Genomic DNA, 23,828 nt, shown 5'->3' on the forward strand with positions numbered 1-23,828 from the left:
TTCGCGGCGCTACGCTCGTGGCATGCCCGCTCCCAACATCCCCCAGATCCGCCTCTATCAGAACTGGCTGCGCGACACGCGCGGCCTGGCCTTCGACAGCTACGACGCGCTGTGGCGCTGGTCCGTCACCGACCTCGATGCCTTCTGGCAGAGCATCTGGGACTACGCCGGCCTGCACTCGCCCACGCCGCACACCGCGGTGCTCGCCGAACGCCGCATGCCCGGCGCGCGCTGGTTTCCCGGTGCGCAGGTCAACTACACGCGCGAGGTGCTGCGCCACGCCGACGCGGCCCATGCGGCCGGCCTGCCCGCCATCGTGAGCGACAACGAACGCGGCGAGGTGCGCGAGCTGTCGTGGCCCGAGCTGCGCCGGCAGGTGGCCTCGGTGGCGCTCACGCTGAAGTCGCTCGGCGTGCGCCGCGGCGACCGCGTGGCCGCCTACATGCCGAACGTGCCCGAGACCATGGTGGCGTTTCTCGCGTGCTCCAGCATCGGCGCGGTGTGGAGCGTGTGCGCGCCCGACATGGGCACGGCCGCCGTGGCCGACCGCTTCCGCCAGATCGAACCCACGCTGCTCATCGCGGTCGACGGCGTGCACTACGGCGGCAAGCCGCTCGATCGCAGCACCGTGCTGCAGGAGCTGCGCGGCCAGCTGCCGAGCGTGCAGAAGCTGCTGCTCGTGCAGTCGCCTTTTGCTGCGAACGCGGTGGCGCACGACGGCGAATGGCAGCAGGCCATCGCGCGCGACGACGCCGTAGTCGCAGCCTTCGAGCCCGAGTGGCTGCCCTTCGACCACCCGATCTGGATCGTCTATTCGAGCGGCACCACCGGCCTGCCCAAGCCCATCGTGCACGGGCAGGGCGGCATCCTGCTGACCATGCACGCCTGCGGCCTGCACAACGACGTGGGCGCGAGCTACGGCGCCAACAACTTCGGCGAGCGCTACCACTGGTACAGCTCCACGGGCTGGGTGATGTGGAACTCGCAGCTCTCGGGCCTGGCCTTCGGCGCCACCATCTGCATCTACGACGGCAACCCGGCGGGCAGCAAGGAGAAACCCGACTGGGGCGTGCTGTGGCGCTTCGTTGCGAAGCACCGTGTCACCTTCTTCGGCGCGGGCGCGGCCTACTTCACCAACTGCATGAAGGCGGGGCTCGTCGCGAAAGACTGCGGCGACCTGTCGCGCGTGCGCGCGCTCGGCAGCACCGGCTCGCCGCTGCCCGACGAGGTGCAGCGCTGGGGCTCGCAGCAGATCCTCGACGCGGGCTCGAAGGGGGTGTGGTGGTGCAACATTTCCGGCGGCACCGACTTCTGCGGCGCCTTCGTCGGCGGCAACCGCGAGCTGCCCGAAGTGCCGGGCCAGATGCAGTGCCGCGAACTCGGCCACGCGGTCGAGGCCTGGAACGAGCAGGGCCAGCCGGTCATCGGCGAGGTCGGCGAGCTGGTGTGCACGCAGCCCATTCCGTCGATGCCGCTGTACTTCTGGGGCGACGAAGGCAACGCGCGCTACGTGTCGAGCTACTTCGACACCTACCCCGGCGTGTGGCGCCACGGCGACTGGATCAAGGTCGGCAGCGACGGCGGCTGCATCATCTACGGCCGCAGCGACGCCACCATCAATCGCCAGGGCCTGCGCATGGGCACCAGCGAGATCTACAGCGCGGTCGAAGGCCTGCCCGAGGTGCTCGACTCGATGGTGGTCGATCTCGAATACCTGGGCCGCGACAGCTACATGCCGCTGTTCGTGGTGCTGCGCCCCGGCGTGGCGCTCGACGAGGCCATGCGCACGCGCATCAACAATGCCATCAAGACCTCGCTGTCGCCGCGCTTCGTGCCCAACGACATCTTCCAGGTGGCCGAGATTCCGCGCACGCTGTCTGGCAAGAAGCAGGAGCTGCCGATCAAGAAGTTGCTGCTGGGCCAGCCCATCGAGAAGGTCGTGAACCGCGAGGCGATGGCAAACCCCGGCAGCCTGGATTGGTATGTGGCTTTCGCCGCGCAGCGGGCCTCCGCATAATGGGGCGATGAAAAGACGCACCAGCCTCCTCATGCTCTCCGCCGTTGCCGGCGCCTCCGTCCTGAGCGCTTGCGCGGGCGGCTCGCCGGGCACGCCGGCCCAACCCGCCGCCGCACCGCTGCGCGTGACGGGCACCGTGGCCTACCGCGAGCGCATCGCGCTCGATCCCGCAGCCGAAGTGCGCGTGCAACTGCTCGACGTGTCGCGCATGGACGCGCCCTCGGTCGTGCTCGCCGAGCAGCGCATTCCCGCCAACGGCAAGCAGCCGCCCTTCGCCTTCGAGCTCAGCGTCGATGCCGCGCGCATCGACCCGCGCATGCGCTACGCCGTGGCGGCACGCATCACGCGCGGCGAGCAGCTGCTGTTCATCAACGACACGCAGTATTCGGTGCTCACGCAGGGCAACGGCACCAGCGCCAACCTGATGTTGGTGCGCGTGGCCACGCCACCGCCGCCGCCGCGTCCCTCGCGCTAATCGACCACCCCGCGCGACACGACGTTCGCGTGGGTCAGTTCAGATCAGGTCAGCAATTCGTGCAGCACCATGCGCGTCTGCCGGCCGCGCAGTTCCACCAGCTCTTCGATGCGCCGCGTGGCCAACCGGCCGTTCAGCGCCGCGAAGGTGACTTCCGAGATCAGCATGCGCGTGCCCAGCTGGCGGTTCGCGCCTTCGATGCGACTGGCCACGTTCACCACGTCGCCGAACGCCGTGTACGACAGCCGGTCGTTCGAGCCCAGCACCCCCGCCACCACCACGCCCGTGTGAATGCCGATGTGCGTGCGGAACTCGGGCAGGCCCTGTTCGGCCCACTGCCGGTTGAGCTGGTGCATCTCGGCGTGCAGTTCGAGCGCGGCGCGGCAGGCCTTGTACTCCGCGTCTTCCAGGTCGGCCGGCGCGCCCCACAGCACCATGATGCCGTCGCCGATGAACTTGTCGATCACGCCGCCGTGGCGTGCGAACACCGCGGCCGCGAGGTTGAAGTAGTCGGTCAGCTGGCGCACCAGCACGTCGGCCGCGATCGATTCGGAGATCGACGTGAAGCCCTCCACGTCGGTGAACATCACCGTCACCTGGCGCGGCGAGCCGTTGGGCGCGAGCGCGTGGCCCTGCGCCACCAGCTGGTTGATCACGTCCACCGGCACGAACTTGCTGAAGGCCTTGAGGCTGCGCGCCGAATCGTCGAGCGCCTGGTCCAGGTGCTGGATTTCGAGCACGCGGCTGGGCTCGCGCGGCAGGTCGTCGAGCTCGAGGCGGCCGATGCGGTGCGCGATGCGCGAGAGGTTCTCGACCGGCGCCGTCACCAGCTTCGACAGCTTCAGCGACATGTACAGCGCCAGCCCCAGGAACACCAGCGCCAGCAGCAGCGACCACGCCACCGCGCGGCGCAGGCCACCCAGCAGCACGTCTTCGGGCACCCAGCTGACCAGCTGCCAGCCGGTGGCGGGAATGCGCGAGGCCTGCACCAGGTAGCGCCGCCCTTCGTGGCTGAAGGCGAAGGCCTTGTCGCTGCCGCTGCCGGCGATGCCGTCGGCCACCATCTGCGCGTTCAGTGCGCCGAGTGCACCCGTGGGTGCTTCCAGCGTGTGCAGCACGCCCGGCATGTCGCTGCGCGCGAGCACCTTGTGGTCGGCACTGAGCAGCGCGCTGTTGCCATTGCCGTTGCGGCTGAACAGGCGCACGAACTCCGACAGCCGGCCCAGCGACACGTCGCCTGCCACCACCATCGCCTGCGGGCTGCCTTCGGCCTGGCGGCGCTGGCTGGGCAGCGCGTAGGTCACGCCCAGTTCCTGCGCGGCGGCGAACACGTAGGGGCTGGTCCACACCGGCCCTTGTGTCTTGCGCGCCTGCATGAACCAGCTGCGTTGCGTCGGGTTGTAGTTGCTGCGGTAGGCCTCCACGCGCTGCGTGGCAAAGCGCTGCTGCACATCGGCCTCGGAACCCAGCGGCAGCTTGTACTGCCAGGTCTCGGTGGTGAAGCCGTCGCCGCGCGCGATGTGCCGGATCGCCGGCACCGGGTAGCGCAGCGCCATCAGCATCTTGCCCTCGACGTTCGCCACGTAGACGCTGTCGAGTTCGGGTGATTGCTGCAGCAGCGTCCACAGGAGCTCGGCCGTGCGGTCCACGTTCTCACCCGCGGGCGTGAGGCTGGGCGAGCTGCCGATCGCGCCGACGGCCGACTCGGCCTTGGCCAGGAAGGCCAGCACCTTGTCTTCGGTGCGGTCGTGGTTCGACTTGTGCGCCGAGGTGCCGATCGTCGTCACCAGTCGCTGCGAGCCCCAGTAGCCCAGCGTGACCAGCAGCAGCGACTGCGCGAGCGCCACGGCACTGACGATGGAGCCGACATCGACCCGGAAGCGACGCGGGCGTCGGGGCGGCGGACTCTCGGCGGTGGAAGGGGACGGGGATGGTGGCACCGGCGTGGTGACGTGCGCGAAAGACGGGCGACCCGCCGCATCCGGAGGCCCGGACGATTCCTTGTACATACAGCTCCCTGACGACAACTCGGAACGGACCCCGGCTCCTCCTCACGAGGTCGTGGTCCGGCGTCCGGAGGGTGTTGCGGGGCCGATCGTGTGCGCCGGCCATCCTGGCAATCCCCCCGGATGCGCGCGGGATTTTCGCCTGTATTTGATACATGTGTGCAACTTTGCACGCTTGGTGCGATGTTGCTGCGCCCGAGGGCTTGATTGCGAACGGACGTTCGTTCTATTCAGCGCGCGTCGTGAAAGATCAGGCCCAGCGTGTGGCGCTGTCCGCTGCGCACGCGGCTCACGCCGTGGCGCATCGTCACGCGGTAGTTGCCGCGCGTGCCCGCCACGGGCCGCTGGTTCACCGCGAAGACCACGGCCTCGCCCTGCGCGAGCGACACCACCTCGGCGCGCGACTGCATGCGCGGGCGCTGCTCGGTCAGCACGAACTCGCCGCCCGTGAAGTCTTCGCCGGGCCGGCTCAACAGCACCGTGAGCTGCAGCGGAAATTGCAGGTCGCCGTACAGGTCCTGGTGCAGGCAGTTGTAGTCGCCCTCGCCGTAGCGCAGCAGCAGCGGAGTGGGGCGCAGCTGGCCCGCTGCATGGCAGCGCGCGAGGTAGGCCGCGTGGTCCGGCGGGTAGTTGGCCGGCTGGCCCATGGCCGCGGCCCAGGCATTGGCCAGCGGCGCGAGGCGTTCGTACAGCGCGCTGCGAAACGCCACGAGTTTGGAAGGCAGCGGGTTCGCGAAGTACTGGTACTCGCCCTGGCCGAAGCCGTGGCGCTGCATGACCACGCGGCTGCGAAAGCGCACGCCTTCGTCGTACATGGCCGTGAGCGCGGCGCATTCCGCGGGCGTGAACAACGCTCCGGTGACGGCACAGCCGCGCGCGGCGAGGTCGGCATCGATGCGGGGCCAGTCGAGGGCGTGGATGCGGGCGGCGACGGAAGAACTCATGCGGGCAGTGTCGCGCGGCGGCGGGATGGGGGCTCGCCGTTTTCGGACGCGGGTTTCGGTGGGGCAGGGCCCGGCTTGAGCGATCATCCCGGAGACCCAGCCTGAAAGCATTCACATTCAATGAGCACTCAGAACCACACCCCCCAAGACACCGCCAGCGACTGGCAACTCCCCTGGACCGGCGGCTGCCGCTGCGGCCAGGTGCGCTTGCGCATCACCGCACCGCCGCTGCTGGCCATGGCTTGCCACTGCACCGGCTGCCAGCGCATGAGCGCCAGTGCGTTCTCGCTGTCATTGGCGATCCCCGCGCCGGGCTTCGAAGTGGTGTCGGGCGAGCCCGTCATCGGCGGGCTGCACGGCGAGGAGTCGCACCACTTCTTCTGCCCGCATTGCAAGAGCTGGATGTTCACGCGCACCGAGGGCATGGACTATTTCGTCAACCTGCGCGCCACCATGCTCGACCGGCACGAATGGGTCGTGCCCTTTGCGGAGACTTGGACCGACGAGAAGCTGCCGTGGGCCACGACGCCCGCGAAGCACAGCTTCGGCACCTTGCCCGCGATGGACGCCTTCCCAGCGATGATTCAGGCGTACGCGCAAGAGGGCGCACGGCCGGCTGCGAAGGCCTGAGCGGACCTGCCTCGATTCCCGTCTCGGCTCAGGAGCCGGGGTTGCCGGCCGCGTCTAGCGCCGCGAGCATGTCGGCGACCTGGCGATGGTGCGCACGCTCAAACATCGAGCGGTTTCCGGCCCAGCAGGCGGGCCAACTCGGCCAGCAGCTGGCGTTCGTTGTCCTCGAGCGCGGACGGATCGGCGTGGCGCCAGTTGCGCTCGTAAGTGCCCCAGGCCTCTTCGGGGGTGAGTTCCGCGTCCGCGGGCAATTGCCAGGCGAGGCGGCGCAACTGCGCGAAGTCGCCCACCCGGACGGTCTGCGTCGGCGTGCGCGAAGGCGCCGGCGTCGCCATCTCTTTGGCGGTGCCTGCGACCGGTGCCGTCACTTCGACATCCAGACCCAATGCCGCCAGGGCGTTCATGTAGGCCCCCATCGTGACGGAGGGCTCGCCGCGTTCGATGCGATGCAGCGTCATGCGCGACATGCCCGCCGCCTCGGCGGCCGTGGTGGCGCTGATCTTGAGCGACTTCCGACGGACATGGATATGCCGACCGAACGCTTCAAGGCGTCGGTTGGCTTTGTCTAAGGTCGGCGGGGCGGTGGATGGCATATGTGTATCTCATATTAGTCAAAACCAATGAAATGTCTAGTACGAGATGCATTTTTGGCTGCTTCAACCTTCGCGTGCCTGCCCCAACAGCCAATCACTGAACAACTTCAGCAACGGCCGCTGGTCCGCCCGCTCCGGCGTCACCAGGTAATAGCTGCGCTCCGCCGACAGCGCCCGCGGGCAGGCCACCACCAGCTCGCCGCGCGCCAGTTCGTCGGCCACCAGCATGGTCGGCATCAGCGCCACGCCCAGGCCGTGCGAGGCGGCGGCGGCGAGGATCGAGAACAGCTCGTAGCGCGGGCCGCCGCGGGCGGTGGGCGCGTCGACTTGCTGCGCGTCGAACCACTGGCGCCAGCCGTCGGGGCGGGTGCTCTGCTGCAGCAGCGGCATCTGCGCGATGGCTTCGGGCGACACGGCCTTGCCGTCGGGCAAGAGAGAAGGGCTGCACACGGGCACCACGTCTTCATGCATGAGCAGCAGCGCGCGCGCGCCGGCCCAGTTCTCGACCTGCGCGGGTGTGCCGGCGTACAGCGCGGCGTCGAATTCCGCGTCGGCAAAGAGGAAGGGGCGGGTGCGCGTCTCGATGTGCACCACCACGTCGGGCTGCAGCGCCGCAAAACCGCGCAGGCGCGGCACCAGCCAACGCGTGGCGAAGGTGGGCACTGCGGCCAGCGACAGCGACCCGCCTTCGCCCTGGTGCGCCATGGCGTCGAGCGTGTCGCGTTCCATGGCCTCCAGGCGGCGGGCGATCTGGCGTGCGTAGGCGGCGCCGCTGGCCGTGAGCGCCACGCCGTGCCGCGTGCGGCGAAACAGCGCCACGCCCAGGAAGGCCTCGAGCGCGCCGACCTGACGCGACACCGCGCTCTGCGTGAGCGCCAGTTCCTGCGCGGCGCGGGTGTAGCTCTCGTGGCGCGCGGCGGCGTCGAAGCACACGAGGGTCTGCAGGGGGGGGATCTTGCGGCGCATGTATGCTGTGAGTGTATGACTGGCGTCCTGGTTTCACCAGTAAATCAACAGGATGTATCTCTCAAGATGTGCGTCAGACGCATATCTGGGTGAGGATTCATCGTTTGCGCCGGGCCCCCTGCGTGGCTACGATCGACCGCATTCCCCCTTCTTTTGTTTCTTCTTCCTTTTCCGGAGACATCCACATGGCCGCCAAAGCGCAATTCCACTGGGACGACCCCCTTCTTCTCGACCAGCAGCTGACCGACGAAGAACGCATGATCCGCGACGCGGCCAACGCCTACTGCCAGGAGCGCCTGGCGCCCCGCGTCATCGAAGGCTTCCGCACCGGCGAGACCGACCCCGCCATCTTTCGCGAAATGGGTGCGCTCGGCCTGCTCGGCCCGACGATCCCCGAGCAGTACGGCGGCCCCGGCCTGAACTACGTGGCCTACGGCCTGATCGCCCGCGAAGTCGAGCGCGTCGACTCGGGCTACCGCTCGATGGCCAGCGTGCAGAGCTCGCTGGTGATGGTGCCGATCTTCGAATTCGGCACCGAAGCACAGAAGCAGAAGTTCCTGCCCAAGCTCGCCACCGGCGAATGGATCGGCTGCTTCGGCCTGACCGAACCCGACCACGGCTCCGACCCCGGCAGCATGGCCACGCGCGCCAAGAAGGTGCCGGGCGGCTACTCGCTCAGCGGCTCGAAGATGTGGATCAGCAACTCGCCCATCGCCGACGTGTTCGTCGTGTGGGCCAAGGAAGTCAGCGAAAGCGGCACCGTCGGCCCGATCCGCGGCTTCGTGCTCGAAAAGGGCATGAAGGGCCTGACGGCCCCCGCCATTCACGGCAAGGTCGGCCTGCGCGCCAGCATCACCGGCGAGATCGTCATGGACGGCGTGTTCTGCCCCGAAGAAAACGCGTTCCCTGAAGTGCAAGGCCTCAAGGGTCCGTTCACCTGCCTGAACAGCGCCCGCTACGGCATCTCGTGGGGCGCCATCGGTGCCGCCGAAGACTGCTGGCACCGCGCCCGCCAGTACACGCTGGACCGCAAGCAGTTCGGTCGCCCGCTCGCCGCCAACCAGCTCATTCAAAAGAAGCTGGCCGACATGCAGACCGAGATCACGCTGGGCCTGCAAGGCAGCCTGCGCCTGGGCCGCATGAAGGACGAAGGCATCGCCGCGGTCGAGATCACCTCGATCATGAAGCGCAACAACTGCGGCAAGTCGCTGGACATCGCCCGCATGGCGCGCGACATGATGGGCGGCAACGGCATCAGCGACGAGTTCGGCGTGGCCCGCCATCTGGTGAACCTCGAAGTCGTGAACACCTACGAAGGCACGCACGACATCCACGCGCTCATCCTGGGCCGCGCCATCACCGGCATCGCCGCTTTCGCCAACTGAACGAACGCATGAGCACCAAGCCCGCAGCACTCGACGGCATCAAGGTCCTCGATCTGTCCCGCGTGCTCGCGGGCCCGTGGTGCACACAGATCCTCGCGGACTTGGGCGCCGATGTCGTCAAGATCGAACGCCCCGGCGTCGGCGACGACACGCGCACCTGGGGTCCGCCGTTCGTGAAGGACGCGAACGGGCACGACACCGACCAGGCCAGCTACTTCACGTCCTGCAACCGCAACAAGCGCTCGGTCACCATCGACATGGCCACGCCCGAAGGGCAGGCGCTGCTGCAGCAGATGGCGGCGCAGGCCGACATCGTGGTCGAGAACTTCAAGACCGGCGGCCTCAAGCAGTACGGCCTCGACCAGGAAAGCCTGCGCGCGGCCAACCCGCGCCTCATCTATTGCAGCGTGACCGGCTTCGGCCACGACGGCCCCTACGCCGAGCGCGCCGGCTACGACCTGATGATCCAGGCCATGACCGGCATGATGAGCATCACCGGCCGCCCCGACGGCGAGCCCGGCGGTGGCCCGCTGCGCGTGGGCGTGGCGCTCACCGATCTCTTCACCGGCGTGTACGCCAGCACCGCCATCCTCGCGGCGCTGCAGGTGCGCGACCGCACCGGCGAAGGCCAGCACATCGACATGGCGCTGCTCGACGTGGGCATGGCCATCCTCGCCAACCAGGCGAGCGCTTTTCTCAACACCGGCAAGGCGCCGGGCCGCCAGGGCAACACGCACCCGAGCCTCGCGCCTTATCAAGACTTTCCGACGCAGGACGGCGCAATGCTGCTGGCCATCGGCAACAACGGCCAGTTCGCGCGTTTCTGCGAAGCCGCCGGCCACGCCGGGTGGGCCGCCGACGAACGCTTTGCGACCAACACGCTGCGCGTGAAACACCGCGGCGTGCTGATCCCGATGATGGAAGAGCTCACGCGCACCCGCACCACCGCCGACTGGGTCGCGCTGCTCGAAGACAAGGCCGTGCCCTGCGGCCCCATCAACGACATCGCGCAGGCCTTCGACGACGCGCAGGTCAAGGCGCGCGGCCTGGCCGTCACGCTGCCGCGCGATGCGGGCGACGGCATCGCCAGCATCACCGGCGTGGCGAGCCCGTTGCGCCTCACGGCCACGCCGCCGGTGCTGCGCCGCGCACCGCCCGCGCTCGGACAGCACACGCAGGAGGTGCTGGCCGAGATGGGCGTCGACACCTCGCGCTTCGAGGCATTGCGCGCGGCCGGGGTGGTCTGACACACTGGCGGGCATGACGCGCCCGCCTGCTTCGTCTCCTGTTGCTTCCGCAGCCGATGCGGCCCCGTTCGCGGTGCTGCGCATCGACCACGTCGTGCTGCGCGTGCGCGACGCCGCGCGGTCCATGGCCTTCTATTGCGAGGTGCTCGGCTGCACGCTCGAGAAGCGCTGCGACGACCTCGGCCTCGTGCACCTGCGCGCCGGCAGCAGCCTCATCGACCTCGTCACGCACGACGGCAAGCTGGGCCGCCAGGGCGGCGCGCTGGCCGGGCGCGAGGGGCGCAACGTCGATCACCTCTGCCTGCGCATCGAGCCCTTCGACGAAGCTGCGATCCGCGCGCGCATGGCGCGGCACGGCGTGCCGGTGCAGGGCGAGGTGCAGAACAACTTCGGGGCCGAGGGCAGTGGCCCTTCGATCTACCTCGAAGATCCCGATGGCAACGGCGTCGAGCTGAAGGGCCCGGCGGCCTAGCCGCCGCGCCCCATCACCGCCACCGCGAACACCACCACGCCCAGCGCGAGGTTCAGCGTCACCAGCTGGCGCACAGTGTTCAGCCGCGCGGCCGCCACGGGCCAGGCGTTGTCGTCCACCGCGCGGCGCAGCGCGCGGAACACCGAAGCACGGATGTAGACGTAGATCGCCGCCATCACGAGCGCGATGCCCATCATGGCCTCGACGCGCCAGTGCACGGCGCGAAAGCCGCCGGTCGCGAGGATCATCGCGAAGCCGCTCACGAACAGCAGCGTGACCGACGCGTCCACCCCGATGAAGAAACGCCGCAGCGTCGCGGCCATCATGCGCAGGCGCAGCGGCGGCTCCAGCGTGGCGACGGCGGCGGGGCGCACCGCGAAGTGCATGACGGCCATGCCGCCGACCCAGAAGGCGGCGCACAGCAGGTGAATGAAGAGGGGAGCGAGGTAGGACATGGGGTCCGATCAGAACACCGAACCGTGCGCGCACGCAACGCAAGCCCCCATGCCCTTCAACCCGTCGCGCCGCGCCCGCGCGTGCTCGCACGGGGCTTGCCGATGCCGGTGCCGGTGCCCGCGATCGAATCGGCATAGCGCTTCATGTCCGCCACCACCTGGCGCAACAGCGTCGCCGCGGCCGGCGGCAGCAGGCGGCCGTGGCGCGACACGATGTGCGAGCGCCCCTGCGACAGCAGCGGGTTCTTCATCGGCAGCTCGACCAGCGACGGGTGGTCGGCGTTGGGCGTGAGCGAGATGCGCGTGCCCAGCGTGTAGCCCAGGCCGGCCGACACGAAGTGGCCCAGCGCGCTGAACGAGGTGGTGGTCAGCAGCGCGGGCAGCCGCACGCCCTCGCTGATCTCGGCCGCCTCGATGTGCTGGCGCACGCCGAAGTTGCGGTGCAGCGTGGCGCCGGGGTAGGGCAGCAGGTCGGCCAGCTTCAGCGGGCGATCGAGCTGCGCAAGCGGGTGCGAGCCCAGCACCATGGCCTGGATCGGCTGCGCGTGCGACTGGTGCGAGGTGAGCCGCTCGTCCTTCGGCGGCTGGAACAGCATGCCGATGTGGGCGCGCTCCTCGATCACGCGGCGCACGATCTCGTCGGTGCTGGCGACGTCGAGGTTCACCGTGATCTTCGGGTGGCTGGCCATGAAGATGCGCAGGCTGTGCCGCATGAGCCAGTCGACATAGCCTTCGCCGGCCACGATGTCGATGTGGCCGCTCTCGATCTTGCGGATGCTGTCCATCTGCGCCAGCAGGTGCTGCTTCTGCCCCTGCTGCCTTCGCACGTAGCCGGCCAGCAGCTGGCCCGCGTCGGTGGGCACCACGCCGCGTCCGTGGCGCTCCAGCAGCGGCAAGCCGCACTCGGTCTCCAGGATGCCGATGGCACGGCTCACGGCCGAGGGGTCCATGTCGAGCACGTCGGCCGCACCGCGCACCGAGCCGCTGTCGAGCACCTGCATGAAGTAGCGCACCCGGCGGGTGTCGAGCTTGTCGTCCATGGCGGTCGTCTCCGAGTGTTGCATTCAATGCAACGAATATCCTTATTTGCGGTCATTGATGCAAGAGGCTTGCCGCCTGAAACTCGCCGGCACCCCTCGAACACCCTCCATCCATGACCTCCGCCGCCTCCACGATTGCAGCCGTCGCGCCGTCCACCGCCGCCGGCAAACTCAAGCTCCTCGTCGTCACCCTGGTCCTCGTGGCCGTGGCCGAACTCATCGGCCCGACGCAGTTCAGCGTCGGCCCCGGCAAGGTGGTGCTGCTGCCGATGCTGTGGGCGCTCCTCATGGCCGCCGCCTGGGGCATCGCGCACCGGCGCGTGCCGGGCGTGGTGCGCGTGGCCACGGCGCAGCAGTCGCTGGCCGGCGGCCTGCTCAACGCGGGCCTGCTGCTGTTCGTGGTGAAGCTGGGCCTCACGGTCGGCGCCGCGCTGCCGCAGGTCAAGCAGGCCGGCTGGGCGCTGCTGTTCCAGGAGTTCGGCCATGCGCTGGGCACCCTGGCGCTGGGCCTGCCGCTGGCGCTGCTGCTGGGCATCAAGCGCGAGGCCGTGGGCGCCACCTTCTCGGTGGGTCGCGAGGGCAACCTCGTGATCATCGGAGAGAAGTACGGCATGGCCTCGCCCGAAGGCCGCGGCGTGCTGGCCGAGTACATCACCGGCACCGTGCTGGGCGCGCTTTTCATCGCGGTGCTGGCGGGCTTCATCGCCAGCCTGCACATCTTCGATCCGCGCTCGCTGGCCATGGGCGCCGGCGTGGGCTCGGGCAGCCTGATGGCGGCGGCGCTGGGCGCCATCGCCGCGCAGAGCCCGCCCGAGATGCTGCCGCAGCTCACGGCGATTGCCGCTGCGTCGAACCTGCTGACCACCGTGGCCGGCTTCTACTTCACGCTGTTCCTGTCGCTGCCGCTGTGCTCGTGGCTCTACGGCAAGCTGGAGCCGGTGCTGGGCCGCTTCTCGAAGCATGGCGCACAACAAGGCGCCGCCGTGGACGCGGGCGCGAACGTCTCGAGCGCCGACGTGGCCCACGCCGCGCCGACCTCGCTGCGCGACACGCTGCTGGCCTGGCTGGTGGTGGGCGGCGGCGTGCTCATCGGCAATGCCGTGACCTACAAGGTGCCGGTGCTGGTGTCGCTCGAAGGCGTGCTCGCCGTGGTGGCGATTGCCGGCGCCGTCGAAGCCATCAAGCGCTTCGTGCCGCGCCTGCCGATGGTGCTGGTGCTCTCGGTGGTGGCCACCGTGGTCGGCATCCCGGGCCTGTTCCCCTTCTCCGACGCGCTGATCGCGATCACCGCCAAGCTCAACTTCCTGGCCTTCACCACGCCGGTGCTGGCGCTGGCCGGCTTCTCGGTCGCCAAGGACCTGCCCGTGTTCCGCCGCCTCGGCTGGCGCATCGTGGTGGTGTCGCTCACCGCGACGGCCGGCACCTTCCTCGGCGCCACGTTCATCGCCGAGTTCTTCCACTGATTTCATCCCACGAGAGATACACGCCATGTACCGCGACCCCGAGATTGCCGAAGACACCCGTGCCCGCATGCTCAGCTGGCGCCGCGACATCCACGCCAACCCCGAAACCGCCTTCGAGGAACACCGCACCGCCAACGTGGTGGCCAACGCGCTGATGCTCATGGGCCTGCCCGTGCACCGCGGCCTGGCCGGCACCGGCGTGGTCGGCACGCTGAAGAACGGCGAGGGCCCCAGCATCGCGCTGCGCGCCGACCTCGACGCGCTCAACATGCAGGAGCTCGGCACGCAGGCGCACGCCTCCAAATGCGCCGGCAAGATGCACGCCTGCGGCCACGACGGCCACACGGCCATGCTGCTGGGCGCGGCCGAGCACCTGTCGCGCCACAAGCCCTTCCAGGGCACGGTGCACTTCGTGTTCCAGCCCGCCGAGGAAAACGAAGGCGGCGGCCGCGTGATGGTGGAAGAAGGCCTGTTCGACCAGTTCCCGGCCGACGCCGTCTACGGCATGCACAACTTCCCGAGCCTGCCGCGCGGGCGCTTCGCGATCCGCAAGGGCACCATGACGGCCTTTCTCGACACCTTCGAGATCGTCATCACCGGCAAGGGCGCCCACGGCGCCATGCCCGAGACCGGCATCGACTCGGTGGTGATCTCGGCCCAGCTCATCAACGCGCTGCAGACCATCGTGAGCCGGCGCACCGGCGCCACCGACGCGGCCGTGGTCAGCGTCACGCAGATCCACGGCGGCGACACCTGGAACGTCATTCCCGAGACCGTGGTGCTGCGCGGCACCGTGCGCACGCTCGACGCCGCCATTCAGGACAAGACCCAGGCGGCGATGCAGCAGATCTGCGACGGCGTGGCCGCCACGCACGGCGCCAAGGTGGCGCTGGAGTACCGCCGCGGCTACCCCGGCGTGGTCAACACACCGGCCGAGACCGACGCGGCCATCGCGGCAGCGGCCAGCCTGGTCGACATCGAGCAGGTGCACACCGACATCCCGCCCGCCATGGGCTCGGAAGACTTCGCCTTCATGCTGCAAAAGCGCCCCGGCGCCTACATCGGCATCGGCGCGGGCGAGGGCCCGAACGACCCGAACGTGCACAACCCGTACTACGACTTCAACGACAACATCCTGCCGCTCGGTGCGGCCTACTGGGTGGCGCTGGTCAAACAGCAGCTTCCGGTCGCATGATGCGCTGATGCTCTCCGCCTTCGACATCTTCAAGATCGGCATCGGCCCGTCCAGCTCGCATACCGTCGGACCGATGCGCGCCGCGCTGCTGTTCGCGCAATCGCTCGAACGGCGCGGCCTGCTCGCGCAGGTGGCGCGCCTGCACGTCGACCTGTTCGGCTCGCTCGGCGCCACCGGCCACGGCCACGCGACCGACCAAGGTGTGATCCTGGGCCTCTTCGGCGACGCGCCCGACACCGTGCGGCCCGAGACCGTGCAGCCGCGCCTGGACGCGCTGCGCCGCACCGGCCAGTTGAGCCTGCTGGGCACCGCGCCCATCGCCTTCGACCGCGTGCGCGACATCGCCTTTCGCGGCGAGGAGTCGCTGCCCGAGCACCCGAACGCGATGCGCTTCACCGCTTTCGCGGCCGACGGCGCTGTGCTGGCCGAAGGCACTTACTTCTCGGTCGGCGGCGGCTTCGTCGTCGAGGGCGGGCAGGCGGTGGCGCAAACGGCCGCCGCGGCAGCGGCCGTGCCGCATCCCTTCACGACCGGCGACGAACTCATGGCGCAGTGCCGCGCGCACGGCATCTCCGTGGCCACGCTGGTGCTGCGCAACGAATGCGTGTGGCGGCCCGAGGCCGAGGTGCGCGCGGGCCTGCTGCGCATCTGGGGCGTGATGCAGCAGTGCGTGCAGCGCGGCTTCGGCATCGACAACCCGCTGGCCGCACACGCGCTGCCCGGCCCGCTGCGCATGCGCCGCCGCGCGCCCGAGCTGCACCGCGAGCTGCTGGCGCAGGCCGGCGCCGCCGATCCGCTCGCGGCCATGGACTGGGTCAACGCCTTCGCGATGGCGGTGAACGAGGAGAACGCGGCCGGGGGCCGCGTCGTCACCGCGCCCACCAACGGCGCGGCCGGCGTGGTGCCCGCCGTGATGCACTACTACCAGCGCTTCGTGCCGCAGGCCAGCGACGAAGGCATCGTCGACTTCCTGCTCACCGCCGCAGCCATCGGCATGCTCTACAAGACCAACGCCTCCATCTCGGGCGCCGAGGTCGGCTGCCAGGGCGAGGTCGGCGTGGCCTGCTCGATGGCGGCGGGCGCGCTCGCCGCCGTGCTCGGCGCCACGCCCGCGCAGGTCGAGAACGCGGCCGAGATCGGCATGGAGCACAACCTGGGCCTCACCTGCGACCCGGTCGGCGGCATGGTGCAGATTCCCTGCGTGGAACGCAACGCGATGGGCGCCGTGAAGGCCATCAACGCCTCGCGCATGGCGCTGCGCGGCAACGGCAGCCACTACGTCTCGCTCGACGCCGTGATCCGCACCATGAAGCAGACCGGCGAGGACATGAAGTCCACCTACAAGGAGACCTCGCTGGGGGGGCTTGCGGTGAACGTGGTGGAGTGCTGAGGCAGCAAGACTGGCGTCGCTGCGTCAGAATGCGAGGCTCGTCGCGCCGGGCCCCGCAGCCCCCAGGTTTCCACGTCGTTTCCACGGCGCACGACTTTCAGGAGTCGAGATGCCCATGGCCGGTCTTCCGCGCAGTCTCTTGCCCGGCGTGTTGCGCACCGCGCTGTCTGCCGTGCTGCTGCTGTGCGCCGCGCACGCCGTGCCCGCGGCCGGTGTGTTCCCCGCCGCGCAGTGGGCCACCCCGAGCGTGGCTGAACCGAGCCACTGGTCCGACGCGAAGCTCAAGGTGGCCGATGCGTTTGCCGCATCGATCAAGTCCGACGCCTACCTCGTGATCGACAAGGGCGTGCTCGTGCATGCCTACGGCGACATCGACAAGCCGATGAACCTGGCCTCGGTGCGCAAGAGCGTGCAGAGCGTGCTCTACGGCATTCACGTCGGCCGCGGCGAGATCGACCTGGACCAGACGCTGGGCCAGCTCGGCATCGGCGACAAGGACGGGCTCAGCGGCACCGAACGCACGGCCACCGTGCGGCAGCTGCTGCAGCTGCGCTCGGGTGTCTACCATCCGGCCGCCTACGAGACCGCCCAGGCCAAGGCCGAGCGACCGGCCCGGGGCAGCCATGCGCCGGGCGAGTTCTGGTACTACAACAACTGGGACGCCAACGTGCTGGGCACCATCTTCGAGCGCCGCACCGGACGCAGCGTCTTCGAGGCGCTGAAGACCGACCTGGCCGAACCGCTGCAGTTCCAGGATTTCCGCTACCCGCAGGACACCGAGTCCCGGCTCGAACGCAGCTCCGAGCACCCGGCCCAAGTGATGCATCTGTCGGCGCGCGACTTGGCCCGCATCGGCCTGCTGATGGCGCGCGACGGCATGTGGCACGACAAGCGCATCGTCCCGGCCGGCTGGGTGACCGAAAGCACCACCTCGTACACGACCGTCGGACCCGGCTGGAGCGGCTATGGCTATCTGTGGTGGGTGCCGCTCAAGGGCTTCCCGTTCTGGCAGCGCGGGCCCAACCAGCTGCTCCTGGCCGTGGGTGCCGGCGGCCAGTTCATGATGGTCGATCGCAAGCGCGACCTCGTCGTGGTGCACCGTGTCGACAACGGCAAGGGCTGGTTCCAACGCAGCGAGGTCCGCACCGACCAGTTCGCCGTGCTCGCGGCACACATCCTCGCGGCTGCACCGGTGGCCGCAACCCCTCCCTGAACCCCAAAGGAAAGATGAGGCTCTCATGACCCGCTCCATCGCGCAGAAGCGCGCAGACTTTCGCGCGCTCCACACCCAAGGCTGCTTCGTCATTCCCAACCCCTGGGACACCGGCAGCGCGCGCTACCTCGAAGGCCTGGGCTACCAGGCGCTGGCCACCACCAGCTCGGGCTTCGCGTGGTCGCAAGGCCATGCCGACGGCGCCATGTCGCGCGACCAGATCCTCGCCCACCTGCGTGAACTCGTGGCCGCCACCGACCTGCCGGTGAACGCCGATTTCGAGAACGGCTTTGCCGCCGACGCACAGGGCGTGGCCGAGAGCGTGCGGCTCGCGGTCGAGACCGGCGTGGCGGGCCTGTCGATCGAGGATTCGACGGGCAACCCCGACGATCCGCTGTTTCCCATCGACGTGGCGGTCGAGCGCCTGCGCGCCGCGCGCCGGGCCATCGACGCCGCGGGCGGCGACACGCTGCTCGTGGGCCGCGCCGAGAACTTCTTTGCCAACCGCCCCGACCTGGACGACGCCATCGCGCGCCTGCGCGCGTACGCCGAGGCCGGCGCCGACTGCCTCTACGCGCCCGGCATCAAGACACGCGAGCAGATCGCCGCCGTGGTGGCCGCCGTCGCGCCCAAGCCGGTCAACCTGCTGGTCGGCGCGACCAGCGAGCTGACGATGGCGGACATCGCCGCGCTCGGCGTGCGCCGCGTGAGCGTGGGCGGCGGCATGGCGCGCGCGGCTTGGGGCGGCTTCATCCGCGCCGCGCGCACGCTGGCCGAAGAGGGCCGCTTCGACGGCTTTGCCGATGCCACGCCGGGCACCGAGCTGAACGCCTTCTTCCGTCCGTTCGCTGACTAGCTTCAACATCGTGGATGCGCTGCTCGCCGAGATCCGCGCCTGCCGCGCGTGCGAGGCGCACCTGCCGCTCGGGCCGCGCCCGATCGTGCAGGCCAGTGCGAGCGCGCGGCTGCTGATCGTCGGCCAGGCGCCCAGCCTCACGGTGCACCAGACCGGCGTGCCGTGGAACGACAAGAGCGGCGACCAGCTGCGCCGCTGGCTCGGCATCGACCGCGAGCTGTTCTACGACGCGACGCGCATCGCGATCGCGCCCATGGGCTACTGCTACCCGGGCCGAGGCAAGAGCGGTGACCTGCCCCCGCGCAAGGAATGCGCGCCGCTGTGGCACGACCGCCTGCTGGCGCAGATGCCGCACATCGCGCTGACCTTGCTCATCGGCCAGTACGCGCAGCGCCACTTCCTCGGCAAGACCGCGCGCGGCGGCGTGACGGAAACCGTCGAGGCCTTCGCCGACTACGCGCCGCGCTTCATTCCGCTGCCACATCCGTCGCCGCGCAACACCGCGTGGTTCCAGCACCACCCGTGGTTCGAGAACGACGTGTTGCCGGTGCTGCGCGAGCGCGTGCAGCAGGCGCTCAGCGCGCCTTCTTTTTAGGGGCGGACGGCCTCCTCGGCGGCTTCGCCTCCAGCACCAGCTCGGCCGGCAGCGCATCGTTCCACGACTCGGTGAAGTAGGCGCGGTCGCTCGGCACCAGCTGCGGCAGCACTTCGCGCAACAGGCCCAGCGAGTGCTCGGCCGCCTTCAGGTCGCCCGCATGCGCCGCGTACCACGCGTGCTCGAACAGCAGGCTGCCCTGCTGCAGGCCGGGGTAGCGGCGTCGCCCGGCCTGGTGGTCGGCCAGCCGCGCCTGCGCCACGTCGACCCAGCGTGCGGGCCAGTTCGCGGTGTCGAAGGCGTCGGCGAGCGGGCCCGCGAGCTTCGACATGGCGGCCGGATCGAGCGGCTTTTGCGCGCGGAACTGCGCGAGCGTGGGTTGCGCGTCGGGCCGGCAGTGGCCGCGCGCGATGCGCATCAGGTAGATCGCGTTCCACGCTGAGCGGCCCTGGCCGTCGGTGTGGCCGCACAGCCATTCGCTGAAGGCGATCCACTGCACCGCGCGGCGCGTGGTGTCGGCCCGGTGGCCGTCGTGCGCGAGCGCCGGCAGGTCGCCCAGGCCCACGCGGTCGAACAGCCACGCGGCCATGCCCATGTTGGCCGCCACGTGCTGCGCGGCATCGAAGGAGTGCGACTCGAAAGCCGCGGCCAGCGCTTCGCCGAAGCGCTGCAGCGACTCTTCGGCGAGCGCCGCGGCGGCCGGGCGGTCGTCGGCGGCCAGCGCGAGGGCGCGCGAGCGGCAGGCCAGCGCCCACAGGTTGCACCACTCGAAGCGCACGTCGGGGTGGTGGCGCAGCACCAGCGCGCGCGCCGGGTCTTGCGCCATGCCGCCCAGCAGCGACTGCGCCAGCGGCAGGTCGCGCGCAGTGTAGGCGCACCAGGCCGAGACGATGCATTCCATGGCGCCCAGGTAGTCGTTGCCCGCCACGTGATGGGCAAGCCGCTGCTTCTTGAGCGCCTGCAGCCGGCGGCGTGCCTGTTCGTTGTCGCCGAGCCGGCGCCACAGCATCGCCTCGTTGAGCGTGACCAGCGCACGCTGGAAGTCGCTCGCGGCCAGCGTGCCCGCCAGGCGGATGGACTCGAGCGCGCTGCCATTGCCGTTGCCGCCCGCCACCGGCGACATCAGCCGGCCCTGCCGCGCGGCCTGCTGCGAGGCGACCAGCTGCTTCCAGAAGGCGGCGTCCTGCAGGTGCACGGCGTCGGGCGGCGTGATCGTGCCGGCGGCCTGCGCCTTGCGGGCGCGCAGGCCGAGGAACGACGCCACCTCGGCGGCGGTGGCCGGGCGGTTGTCCACGAGCAGGCGCAGGCGCTTCGCTTGCGCGGCCGGCAGCCAGAACGGGCCCTGGCTGCGCCGCTCGGCGTTGAGAAAGCGCGGCTCGCGCTGCAGGTCTTCGCCCCAGCCGACTTCGAGGCCCCAGGCCTTGAAGTCGCGGAACGCGCGGCTCACGACCATGCGCAGCGTGCTGGCGTCGGACACCTCGCCGCGCAGATCGGCCAGCCGCACGACACCGCTGCCGCCGCCGTGGGCATGGGCGTGTTGCATGCGCACCAGCAGCCACAGCGACTGGAAAGCCGCGCGTCGTCCGTCGACGGACTGCGGCGAGGTGAGTTCGATGGAAAGAAGGGCGGGGGAGGCGGTGGAGGGCACGCCCCGGATTGAACCTCAAATCGCCCGCGGCTTCCTGAAGAAACCGCAGGCGGGTTCAACGAGTCAGTAGCGGTTGCGGTCGACCAGCTCGGGCACTTCGCTGCGGCCGATGCCCAGGTCGCGCAGGTCGTGGTCGCTCATGCCGGCCAGCAGCAGCACGTCGTCGCGGGCGCGGCGGCGTGTCACGGCGCGGCGGCGCCAGTTGCGCAGGGCATGCAGCAGGCGTTGATGAAAAGACGGTGGCTTCGGCGCGGTCACGGTGGGCTCCTGGTAGGGGAGCGCTCATCTTCCGGCGGCGCGTGCTATTGTGGAAGTTGAGATTTCTGACACCTTCAATCAGCATTTCTGATGCGACAGCTCAACCTCGACCAACTGCGCACCCTCATCGCCATCGCCGACCTGGGCACCTTCTCGGCGGCGGCGCAGGCGCTGCACCTGGCGCAGCCCACCGTGAGCCTGCACATCAGCGAGCTCGAATCGCGCCTGGGTGCGCAGCTGGTGGTGCGCGGCAACCGCCGCGTCACGCCCACCGCGGCCGGCGCGGCGCTGGTCGAGCGCGGGCGCAAGCTGCTGCGCGACACCGACGAGGCGGTCGAGGCCGTCAAGCGCCAGGCCGAGGGCCGCACGGGCCGCGTGCGGCTGGGCACCTCCACCGGCGTGGTGGTCGACCTGCTGCCGCAGGTGCTCGAGGCGTTGGGCGTGGGCCATGCGGGCATCGACGTCGAGGTGAGCATCCTCGGTTCGGCCGAGGCGATGGCGCGGCTGGCGGCGGGCACGCTCGACATCGGCCTGGTGGCGATGCCGCAGCCGCCGCAGCGCGAGCTGGTGGTCACGCCGTGGCGCACGCAGCCCATGATGGCCTTCGTGCCGCCGCGCTGGAAGGCGCCCAAGCGCGCCACGCCGGCCTGGCTGGCGACGCAGCCGCTGATCTTCAACGACGCGACCACGCACATGTACCGGCTGTCGATGGAGTGGTTCGCCGCGGCTGGTTTTGCGCCGCGCGCGCGCATCGAGCTCAACTACGACGCGGCGATCCGCAGCCTGGTGGCGGCGGGCTATGGCGCGGCGCTGCTGCCGCTGCAGCAGACCACCGACGCGGCGCTCAACGAGCGCATGCAGATCGTGCCGGTCACGCCCAAGCTCACGCGCCGCCTGGGCATTGCGCACCGCCCGCACGCCACGCTCGACGGCGCCACGCAGAGCGTGCTGAAGGTGCTGACGGCGTTTCGCCAGCTCTGAGCGCGTTCAGCCCGGCCCGGGCTTGGGGCCGCGGGTGCCCAGCGAGAGGATCTCGTTGGCGTTGACGATGGCCGCGGCAATGTCTTCCATGGTGGTGCGCTTGCTCATGGCCTGTTCGCGGATCAGGTCGTGGGCCTGGCCTTCGGACACGTCGTGCGTCTTCATGAGGATGCTCTTGGCCTCGGCCAGCTGGCGCACGCCGAGCAGCTTGGCCTCGGTCTTGCGCAGGCGCCGCGCGAGCGAGCGGCTTTCCTTGTGCGCTTCGCGCGCGACCACCAGCGCCGACAGCAGGCCGAACGAGCGCACCGGCGACGGCAGCACGGCCTTGGCGCGGATCTCGAGCACGGCCTCGACGATGGTCGGGTTCTCGTAGGTCACGACGGCGATGACGGCGGGAGCATCCTCGCTCTGGGTCCACTCGAAGCGCAGGTTGATGAAGTCGGGCTGCACGGCCATGAAGGCCACGTCGATGCCCTCGGGCAGATGCTGCACGGGCGGCCAGAAGGCCTGCACCTGGCAGCCGATGCGCTGCAGTTGCTGGGTGAGCTGCCGGCCGTCTGCGTCGTCGGGGTGGATCACCGCGATCTTCAGCAGCCGCAGCTCCTTGAGCTGCGGTGGCGTCACCCGCAGGGTGTGTCGCTTGGGGGCTGTGCTGTCCACGGTCAGCGCTTTCGTTGGGGGCTGCTGTTGTCCGGGGTGCGTGCGCAGGCCATCGGGTACTTCCCTCCGCGAATGTCCCCCGCCTTCGGCTCCTCCTTGATTTCGCTGCGGGAAGCACCCGGTGCCCTGCGCACGGGGACACGCTGCCGGGACTCGCCGATGAACGACCGCTGCGGGTTCATCCTAGAGCTCCAGCGCATCGAGCCGCGCCGTCCAGTCGCCCAGCGAGTGCGTGACGAGGTACGGGTCCGGGTACACCGGGCGCGTCGCCTGGCGCACGATGGTGAACTGCCCGTGCGCGTCGACGCGGCCGATGCGCGGGTACAGGCAGGTGTGGTGGTTGGTCGGGTCGATCTTCACGCGGCCCTGCGGCGCATCGAACTCGCTGCCCAGGATGTGCGGCAGGATCTCCGCGATGCCGTCGGTGCCCGCCTGCCGGAAGGCGTTGGCGAAGATGTGCATCTGGAAGTACGAGGCCTCCCAGCACAGGTTGGGCACGCAGCCGTCGCCGAAGCGCGCGCGCAGCCGCGCCAGGCAGCGCTGGTTGGCGGGCGAATCGATCGACTGGAAATACGGCGCCGCCGTGAAGTGGCCCGTGGCCACGCCAGGGCCCATCTGCGAAATCTCGGCCTCCGAGGTGGTGAGGCTCGAGATGGGCATCGTCTTCGGGTCGAAGCCGGCCTCGGCATAGGCGCGGTACAGGCTCGCGGTGGAATCGCCCACCACCGTCGAGAAGATGAAGTCGGGCCGCTTGTCGCGGATGTCGTCCATGATCGCGCGGTAGTCCTTCTCGGTGGCGTCCAGCGCCACGTAGCGCTCGCCGAGCTTTTCGCTGCCGGGGCGCTGCATCACCAGCTCGCCCATGATGCGGTTCGACTCGTAGGGGTAGATGTAGTCGGAGCCGATCAGGTACACGCGCGCGCCGAAGTTCGTGGTCATGAACTCGGCCAGCTGCACGCTGTTCTGGTTGGGCGCCGCGCCGGTGTAGATCACGTTGCCCGAGTACTCGAAGCCTTCGTACAGCGTGGGGTAGAACAGCAGCTTGTTCCACTTCTCGATCACCGGGATCACGGCCTTGCGGCTGCTCGACATGTAGCAGCCGAAGAGCACGTTGACGCGGTCCTGCACGATCAGCCGCTCGGCCAGCTGGGCGTAGCGCACGGGGTTCGATTGCGGGTCGTAGCGCACGGCCACGAGTTCGCGGCCGTCGACGCCGCCGGCCGCGTTGATCTCCTCGATGGCCAGCAGCGCGCCCTGCAGCTGCGACAGGCCGATGGTCGAGGTGACGCCGGTCTCGGAATACAGAATGCCGACGCGAAGAGGGTCCCTGTCAGCCACT

At 69.7% G+C, this 23,828-nt stretch carries 23 protein-coding genes; 13 read left to right on the forward strand and 10 right to left on the reverse strand.

Annotated features, from left to right (window positions below; genetic code table 11):
• Window positions 1-22 precede the first annotated feature (22 nt).
• Both FFI97_RS29305 and FFI97_RS29310 read left to right on the forward strand, forming a co-directional pair.
• Window positions 23-2,017: an acetoacetate--CoA ligase gene (locus FFI97_RS29305; RefSeq protein WP_139703486.1), complete on the forward strand. Its 1,995-nt coding sequence runs from the start codon at window positions 23-25 to the stop codon at window positions 2,015-2,017.
• Window positions 2,018-2,048: 31 nt separating this feature from the next.
• Complete coding sequence (locus tag FFI97_RS29310) at window positions 2,049-2,492, forward strand: YbaY family lipoprotein (RefSeq protein ID WP_095747385.1); 444 nt, start codon at window positions 2,049-2,051, stop codon at window positions 2,490-2,492.
• A gap of 44 nt (window positions 2,493-2,536) precedes the next feature.
• On the opposite strand, the gene FFI97_RS34370 is transcribed toward FFI97_RS29310, so the two are convergent.
• Window positions 2,537-4,501 (reverse strand): adenylate/guanylate cyclase domain-containing protein, encoded by a 1,965-nt coding sequence (locus FFI97_RS34370; protein ID WP_139703488.1) that lies wholly within the window; start codon window positions 4,499-4,501, stop codon window positions 2,537-2,539.
• 227 nt (window positions 4,502-4,728) lie between these two features.
• The gene (locus FFI97_RS29320; protein ID WP_139703489.1) at window positions 4,729-5,442 is read right to left on the reverse strand and encodes a 2OG-Fe(II) oxygenase; all 714 of its coding nucleotides are present in this window, start codon (window positions 5,440-5,442) and stop codon (window positions 4,729-4,731) included.
• 120 nt (window positions 5,443-5,562) lie between these two features.
• Between FFI97_RS29320 and FFI97_RS29325 the strand changes: the two genes are divergently transcribed.
• A complete protein-coding gene (locus tag FFI97_RS29325) occupies window positions 5,563-6,072 on the forward strand; it encodes a GFA family protein (protein WP_139703492.1) in 510 nt (169 codons plus the stop codon).
• A 98-nt stretch (window positions 6,073-6,170) separates the two neighbouring features.
• On the opposite strand, the gene FFI97_RS29330 is transcribed toward FFI97_RS29325, so the two are convergent.
• Together FFI97_RS29330 and FFI97_RS29335 are read right to left on the reverse strand one after the other, a co-directional pair.
• Window positions 6,171-6,665: a helix-turn-helix domain-containing protein gene (locus FFI97_RS29330; protein WP_139703494.1), complete on the reverse strand. Its 495-nt coding sequence runs from the start codon at window positions 6,663-6,665 to the stop codon at window positions 6,171-6,173.
• A 63-nt stretch (window positions 6,666-6,728) separates the two neighbouring features.
• Complete coding sequence (locus FFI97_RS29335; RefSeq protein ID WP_139703495.1) at window positions 6,729-7,631, reverse strand: LysR substrate-binding domain-containing protein; 903 nt, start codon at window positions 7,629-7,631, stop codon at window positions 6,729-6,731.
• Window positions 7,632-7,816: 185 nt separating this feature from the next.
• Between FFI97_RS29335 and FFI97_RS29340 the strand changes: the two genes are divergently transcribed.
• From FFI97_RS29340 to FFI97_RS29350, 3 genes are read left to right on the forward strand one after another with little or no spacing between them, the layout of a single operon-like run.
• A complete protein-coding gene (locus tag FFI97_RS29340) occupies window positions 7,817-9,016 on the forward strand; it encodes an acyl-CoA dehydrogenase (protein ID WP_062470370.1) in 1,200 nt (399 codons plus the stop codon).
• A gap of 8 nt (window positions 9,017-9,024) precedes the next feature.
• The gene (locus FFI97_RS29345; RefSeq protein WP_139703497.1) at window positions 9,025-10,263 is read left to right on the forward strand and encodes a CaiB/BaiF CoA transferase family protein; all 1,239 of its coding nucleotides are present in this window, start codon (window positions 9,025-9,027) and stop codon (window positions 10,261-10,263) included.
• A 13-nt stretch (window positions 10,264-10,276) separates the two neighbouring features.
• Window positions 10,277-10,735, forward strand: a complete 459-nt coding sequence (locus FFI97_RS29350) for a VOC family protein (protein WP_139703499.1) — start codon at window positions 10,277-10,279, stop codon at window positions 10,733-10,735.
• Here the strand turns inward: FFI97_RS29350 and FFI97_RS29355 are convergent.
• Together FFI97_RS29355 and FFI97_RS29360 are read right to left on the reverse strand one after the other, a co-directional pair.
• Window positions 10,732-11,190, reverse strand: a complete 459-nt coding sequence (locus FFI97_RS29355) for a CopD family protein (RefSeq protein WP_139703501.1) — start codon at window positions 11,188-11,190, stop codon at window positions 10,732-10,734. The genes FFI97_RS29350 and FFI97_RS29355 overlap by 4 nt on opposite strands.
• A 56-nt stretch (window positions 11,191-11,246) precedes the next feature.
• Window positions 11,247-12,230: a LysR family transcriptional regulator gene (locus tag FFI97_RS29360; RefSeq protein WP_139703571.1), complete on the reverse strand. Its 984-nt coding sequence runs from the start codon at window positions 12,228-12,230 to the stop codon at window positions 11,247-11,249.
• Between the two features lie 113 nt (window positions 12,231-12,343).
• On the opposite strand from FFI97_RS29360, the gene FFI97_RS29365 reads away from it, so the two are divergent.
• The 6 genes from FFI97_RS29365 (at window position 12,344) to FFI97_RS29390 (ending at window position 18,942) form a co-directional block, all read left to right on the forward strand.
• Window positions 12,344-13,693 carry a DUF3100 domain-containing protein gene (locus FFI97_RS29365; protein ID WP_095743098.1) on the forward strand — a complete coding sequence of 450 codons (1,350 nt, stop codon included), beginning with the start codon at window positions 12,344-12,346 and terminating at the stop codon, window positions 13,691-13,693.
• 25 nt (window positions 13,694-13,718) lie between these two features.
• Window positions 13,719-14,888 (forward strand): M20 aminoacylase family protein, encoded by a 1,170-nt coding sequence (locus FFI97_RS29370; protein ID WP_139703503.1) that lies wholly within the window; start codon window positions 13,719-13,721, stop codon window positions 14,886-14,888.
• A 4-nt stretch (window positions 14,889-14,892) separates the two neighbouring features.
• Window positions 14,893-16,278, forward strand: a complete 1,386-nt coding sequence (locus tag FFI97_RS29375) for an L-serine ammonia-lyase (protein WP_185993757.1) — start codon at window positions 14,893-14,895, stop codon at window positions 16,276-16,278.
• Window positions 16,279-16,393: 115 nt separating this feature from the next.
• On the forward strand, window positions 16,394-17,491 hold the full coding sequence (locus FFI97_RS29380) for a serine hydrolase domain-containing protein (RefSeq protein ID WP_185993751.1): 1,098 nt from the start codon (window positions 16,394-16,396) through the stop codon (window positions 17,489-17,491).
• A 25-nt stretch (window positions 17,492-17,516) separates the two neighbouring features.
• Window positions 17,517-18,347 carry an oxaloacetate decarboxylase gene (locus tag FFI97_RS29385; RefSeq protein ID WP_139703509.1) on the forward strand — a complete coding sequence of 277 codons (831 nt, stop codon included), beginning with the start codon at window positions 17,517-17,519 and terminating at the stop codon, window positions 18,345-18,347.
• 10 nt (window positions 18,348-18,357) lie between these two features.
• Window positions 18,358-18,942 (forward strand): uracil-DNA glycosylase family protein, encoded by a 585-nt coding sequence (locus FFI97_RS29390; protein ID WP_139703511.1) that lies wholly within the window; start codon window positions 18,358-18,360, stop codon window positions 18,940-18,942.
• Here the strand turns inward: FFI97_RS29390 and FFI97_RS29395 are convergent.
• Both FFI97_RS29395 and FFI97_RS29400 read right to left on the reverse strand, forming a co-directional pair.
• Window positions 18,923-20,590 carry a hypothetical protein gene (locus tag FFI97_RS29395; RefSeq protein ID WP_139703513.1) on the reverse strand — a complete coding sequence of 556 codons (1,668 nt, stop codon included), beginning with the start codon at window positions 20,588-20,590 and terminating at the stop codon, window positions 18,923-18,925. The two genes, FFI97_RS29390 and FFI97_RS29395, sit on opposite strands and share 20 nt — an antisense overlap.
• A 63-nt stretch (window positions 20,591-20,653) precedes the next feature.
• Window positions 20,654-20,848, reverse strand: a complete 195-nt coding sequence (locus FFI97_RS29400) for a DUF1127 domain-containing protein (protein ID WP_139703515.1) — start codon at window positions 20,846-20,848, stop codon at window positions 20,654-20,656.
• 90 nt (window positions 20,849-20,938) lie between these two features.
• Here FFI97_RS29400 and FFI97_RS29405 point away from each other — a divergent pair, with 90 nt between their 5' ends.
• On the forward strand, window positions 20,939-21,829 hold the full coding sequence (locus FFI97_RS29405; protein ID WP_095948497.1) for a LysR family transcriptional regulator: 891 nt from the start codon (window positions 20,939-20,941) through the stop codon (window positions 21,827-21,829).
• 6 nt (window positions 21,830-21,835) lie between these two features.
• Here the strand turns inward: FFI97_RS29405 and FFI97_RS29410 are convergent, their stop codons facing one another.
• On the reverse strand, window positions 21,836-22,489 hold the full coding sequence (locus FFI97_RS29410) for an ANTAR domain-containing response regulator (RefSeq protein WP_095948498.1): 654 nt from the start codon (window positions 22,487-22,489) through the stop codon (window positions 21,836-21,838).
• A gap of 183 nt (window positions 22,490-22,672) precedes the next feature.
• Complete coding sequence (locus FFI97_RS29415) at window positions 22,673-23,827, reverse strand: transporter substrate-binding domain-containing protein (RefSeq protein WP_062470403.1); 1,155 nt, start codon at window positions 23,825-23,827, stop codon at window positions 22,673-22,675.
• Window position 23,828: the final 1 nt, after the last annotated feature.

It is taken from the genome of Variovorax sp. KBS0712 (assembly GCF_006323185.2).
In the GTDB taxonomy this organism is placed as follows: domain Bacteria; phylum Pseudomonadota; class Gammaproteobacteria; order Burkholderiales; family Burkholderiaceae_C; genus Variovorax; species Variovorax boronicumulans.

Coding starts and splice junctions, on each gene's coding strand:
- FFI97_RS29405 (WP_095948497.1), top strand. CDS start 20,939: ATGCGACAGCTCAACCTCGACCAACTGCGCACCCTCATCGCCATCGCC.
- FFI97_RS29345 (WP_139703497.1), top strand. CDS start 9,025: ATGAGCACCAAGCCCGCAGCACTCGACGGCATCAAGGTCCTCGATCTG.
- FFI97_RS29350 (WP_139703499.1), top strand. CDS start 10,277: ATGACGCGCCCGCCTGCTTCGTCTCCTGTTGCTTCCGCAGCCGATGCG.
- FFI97_RS34370 (WP_139703488.1), bottom strand. CDS start 4,501: ATGTACAAGGAATCGTCCGGGCCTCCGGATGCGGCGGGTCGCCCGTCT.
- FFI97_RS29340 (WP_062470370.1), top strand. CDS start 7,817: ATGGCCGCCAAAGCGCAATTCCACTGGGACGACCCCCTTCTTCTCGAC.
- FFI97_RS29380 (WP_185993751.1), top strand. CDS start 16,394: ATGGCCGGTCTTCCGCGCAGTCTCTTGCCCGGCGTGTTGCGCACCGCG.
- FFI97_RS29335 (WP_139703495.1), bottom strand. CDS start 7,631: ATGCGCCGCAAGATCCCCCCCCTGCAGACCCTCGTGTGCTTCGACGCC.
- FFI97_RS29325 (WP_139703492.1), top strand. CDS start 5,563: ATGAGCACTCAGAACCACACCCCCCAAGACACCGCCAGCGACTGGCAA.
- FFI97_RS29330 (WP_139703494.1), bottom strand. CDS start 6,665: ATGCCATCCACCGCCCCGCCGACCTTAGACAAAGCCAACCGACGCCTT.
- FFI97_RS29305 (WP_139703486.1), top strand. CDS start 23: ATGCCCGCTCCCAACATCCCCCAGATCCGCCTCTATCAGAACTGGCTG.
- FFI97_RS29370 (WP_139703503.1), top strand. CDS start 13,719: ATGTACCGCGACCCCGAGATTGCCGAAGACACCCGTGCCCGCATGCTC.
- FFI97_RS29360 (WP_139703571.1), bottom strand. CDS start 12,230: ATGGACGACAAGCTCGACACCCGCCGGGTGCGCTACTTCATGCAGGTG.
- FFI97_RS29365 (WP_095743098.1), top strand. CDS start 12,344: ATGACCTCCGCCGCCTCCACGATTGCAGCCGTCGCGCCGTCCACCGCC.
- FFI97_RS29320 (WP_139703489.1), bottom strand. CDS start 5,442: ATGAGTTCTTCCGTCGCCGCCCGCATCCACGCCCTCGACTGGCCCCGC.
- FFI97_RS29310 (WP_095747385.1), top strand. CDS start 2,049: ATGCTCTCCGCCGTTGCCGGCGCCTCCGTCCTGAGCGCTTGCGCGGGC.
- FFI97_RS29355 (WP_139703501.1), bottom strand. CDS start 11,190: ATGTCCTACCTCGCTCCCCTCTTCATTCACCTGCTGTGCGCCGCCTTC.
- FFI97_RS29385 (WP_139703509.1), top strand. CDS start 17,517: ATGACCCGCTCCATCGCGCAGAAGCGCGCAGACTTTCGCGCGCTCCAC.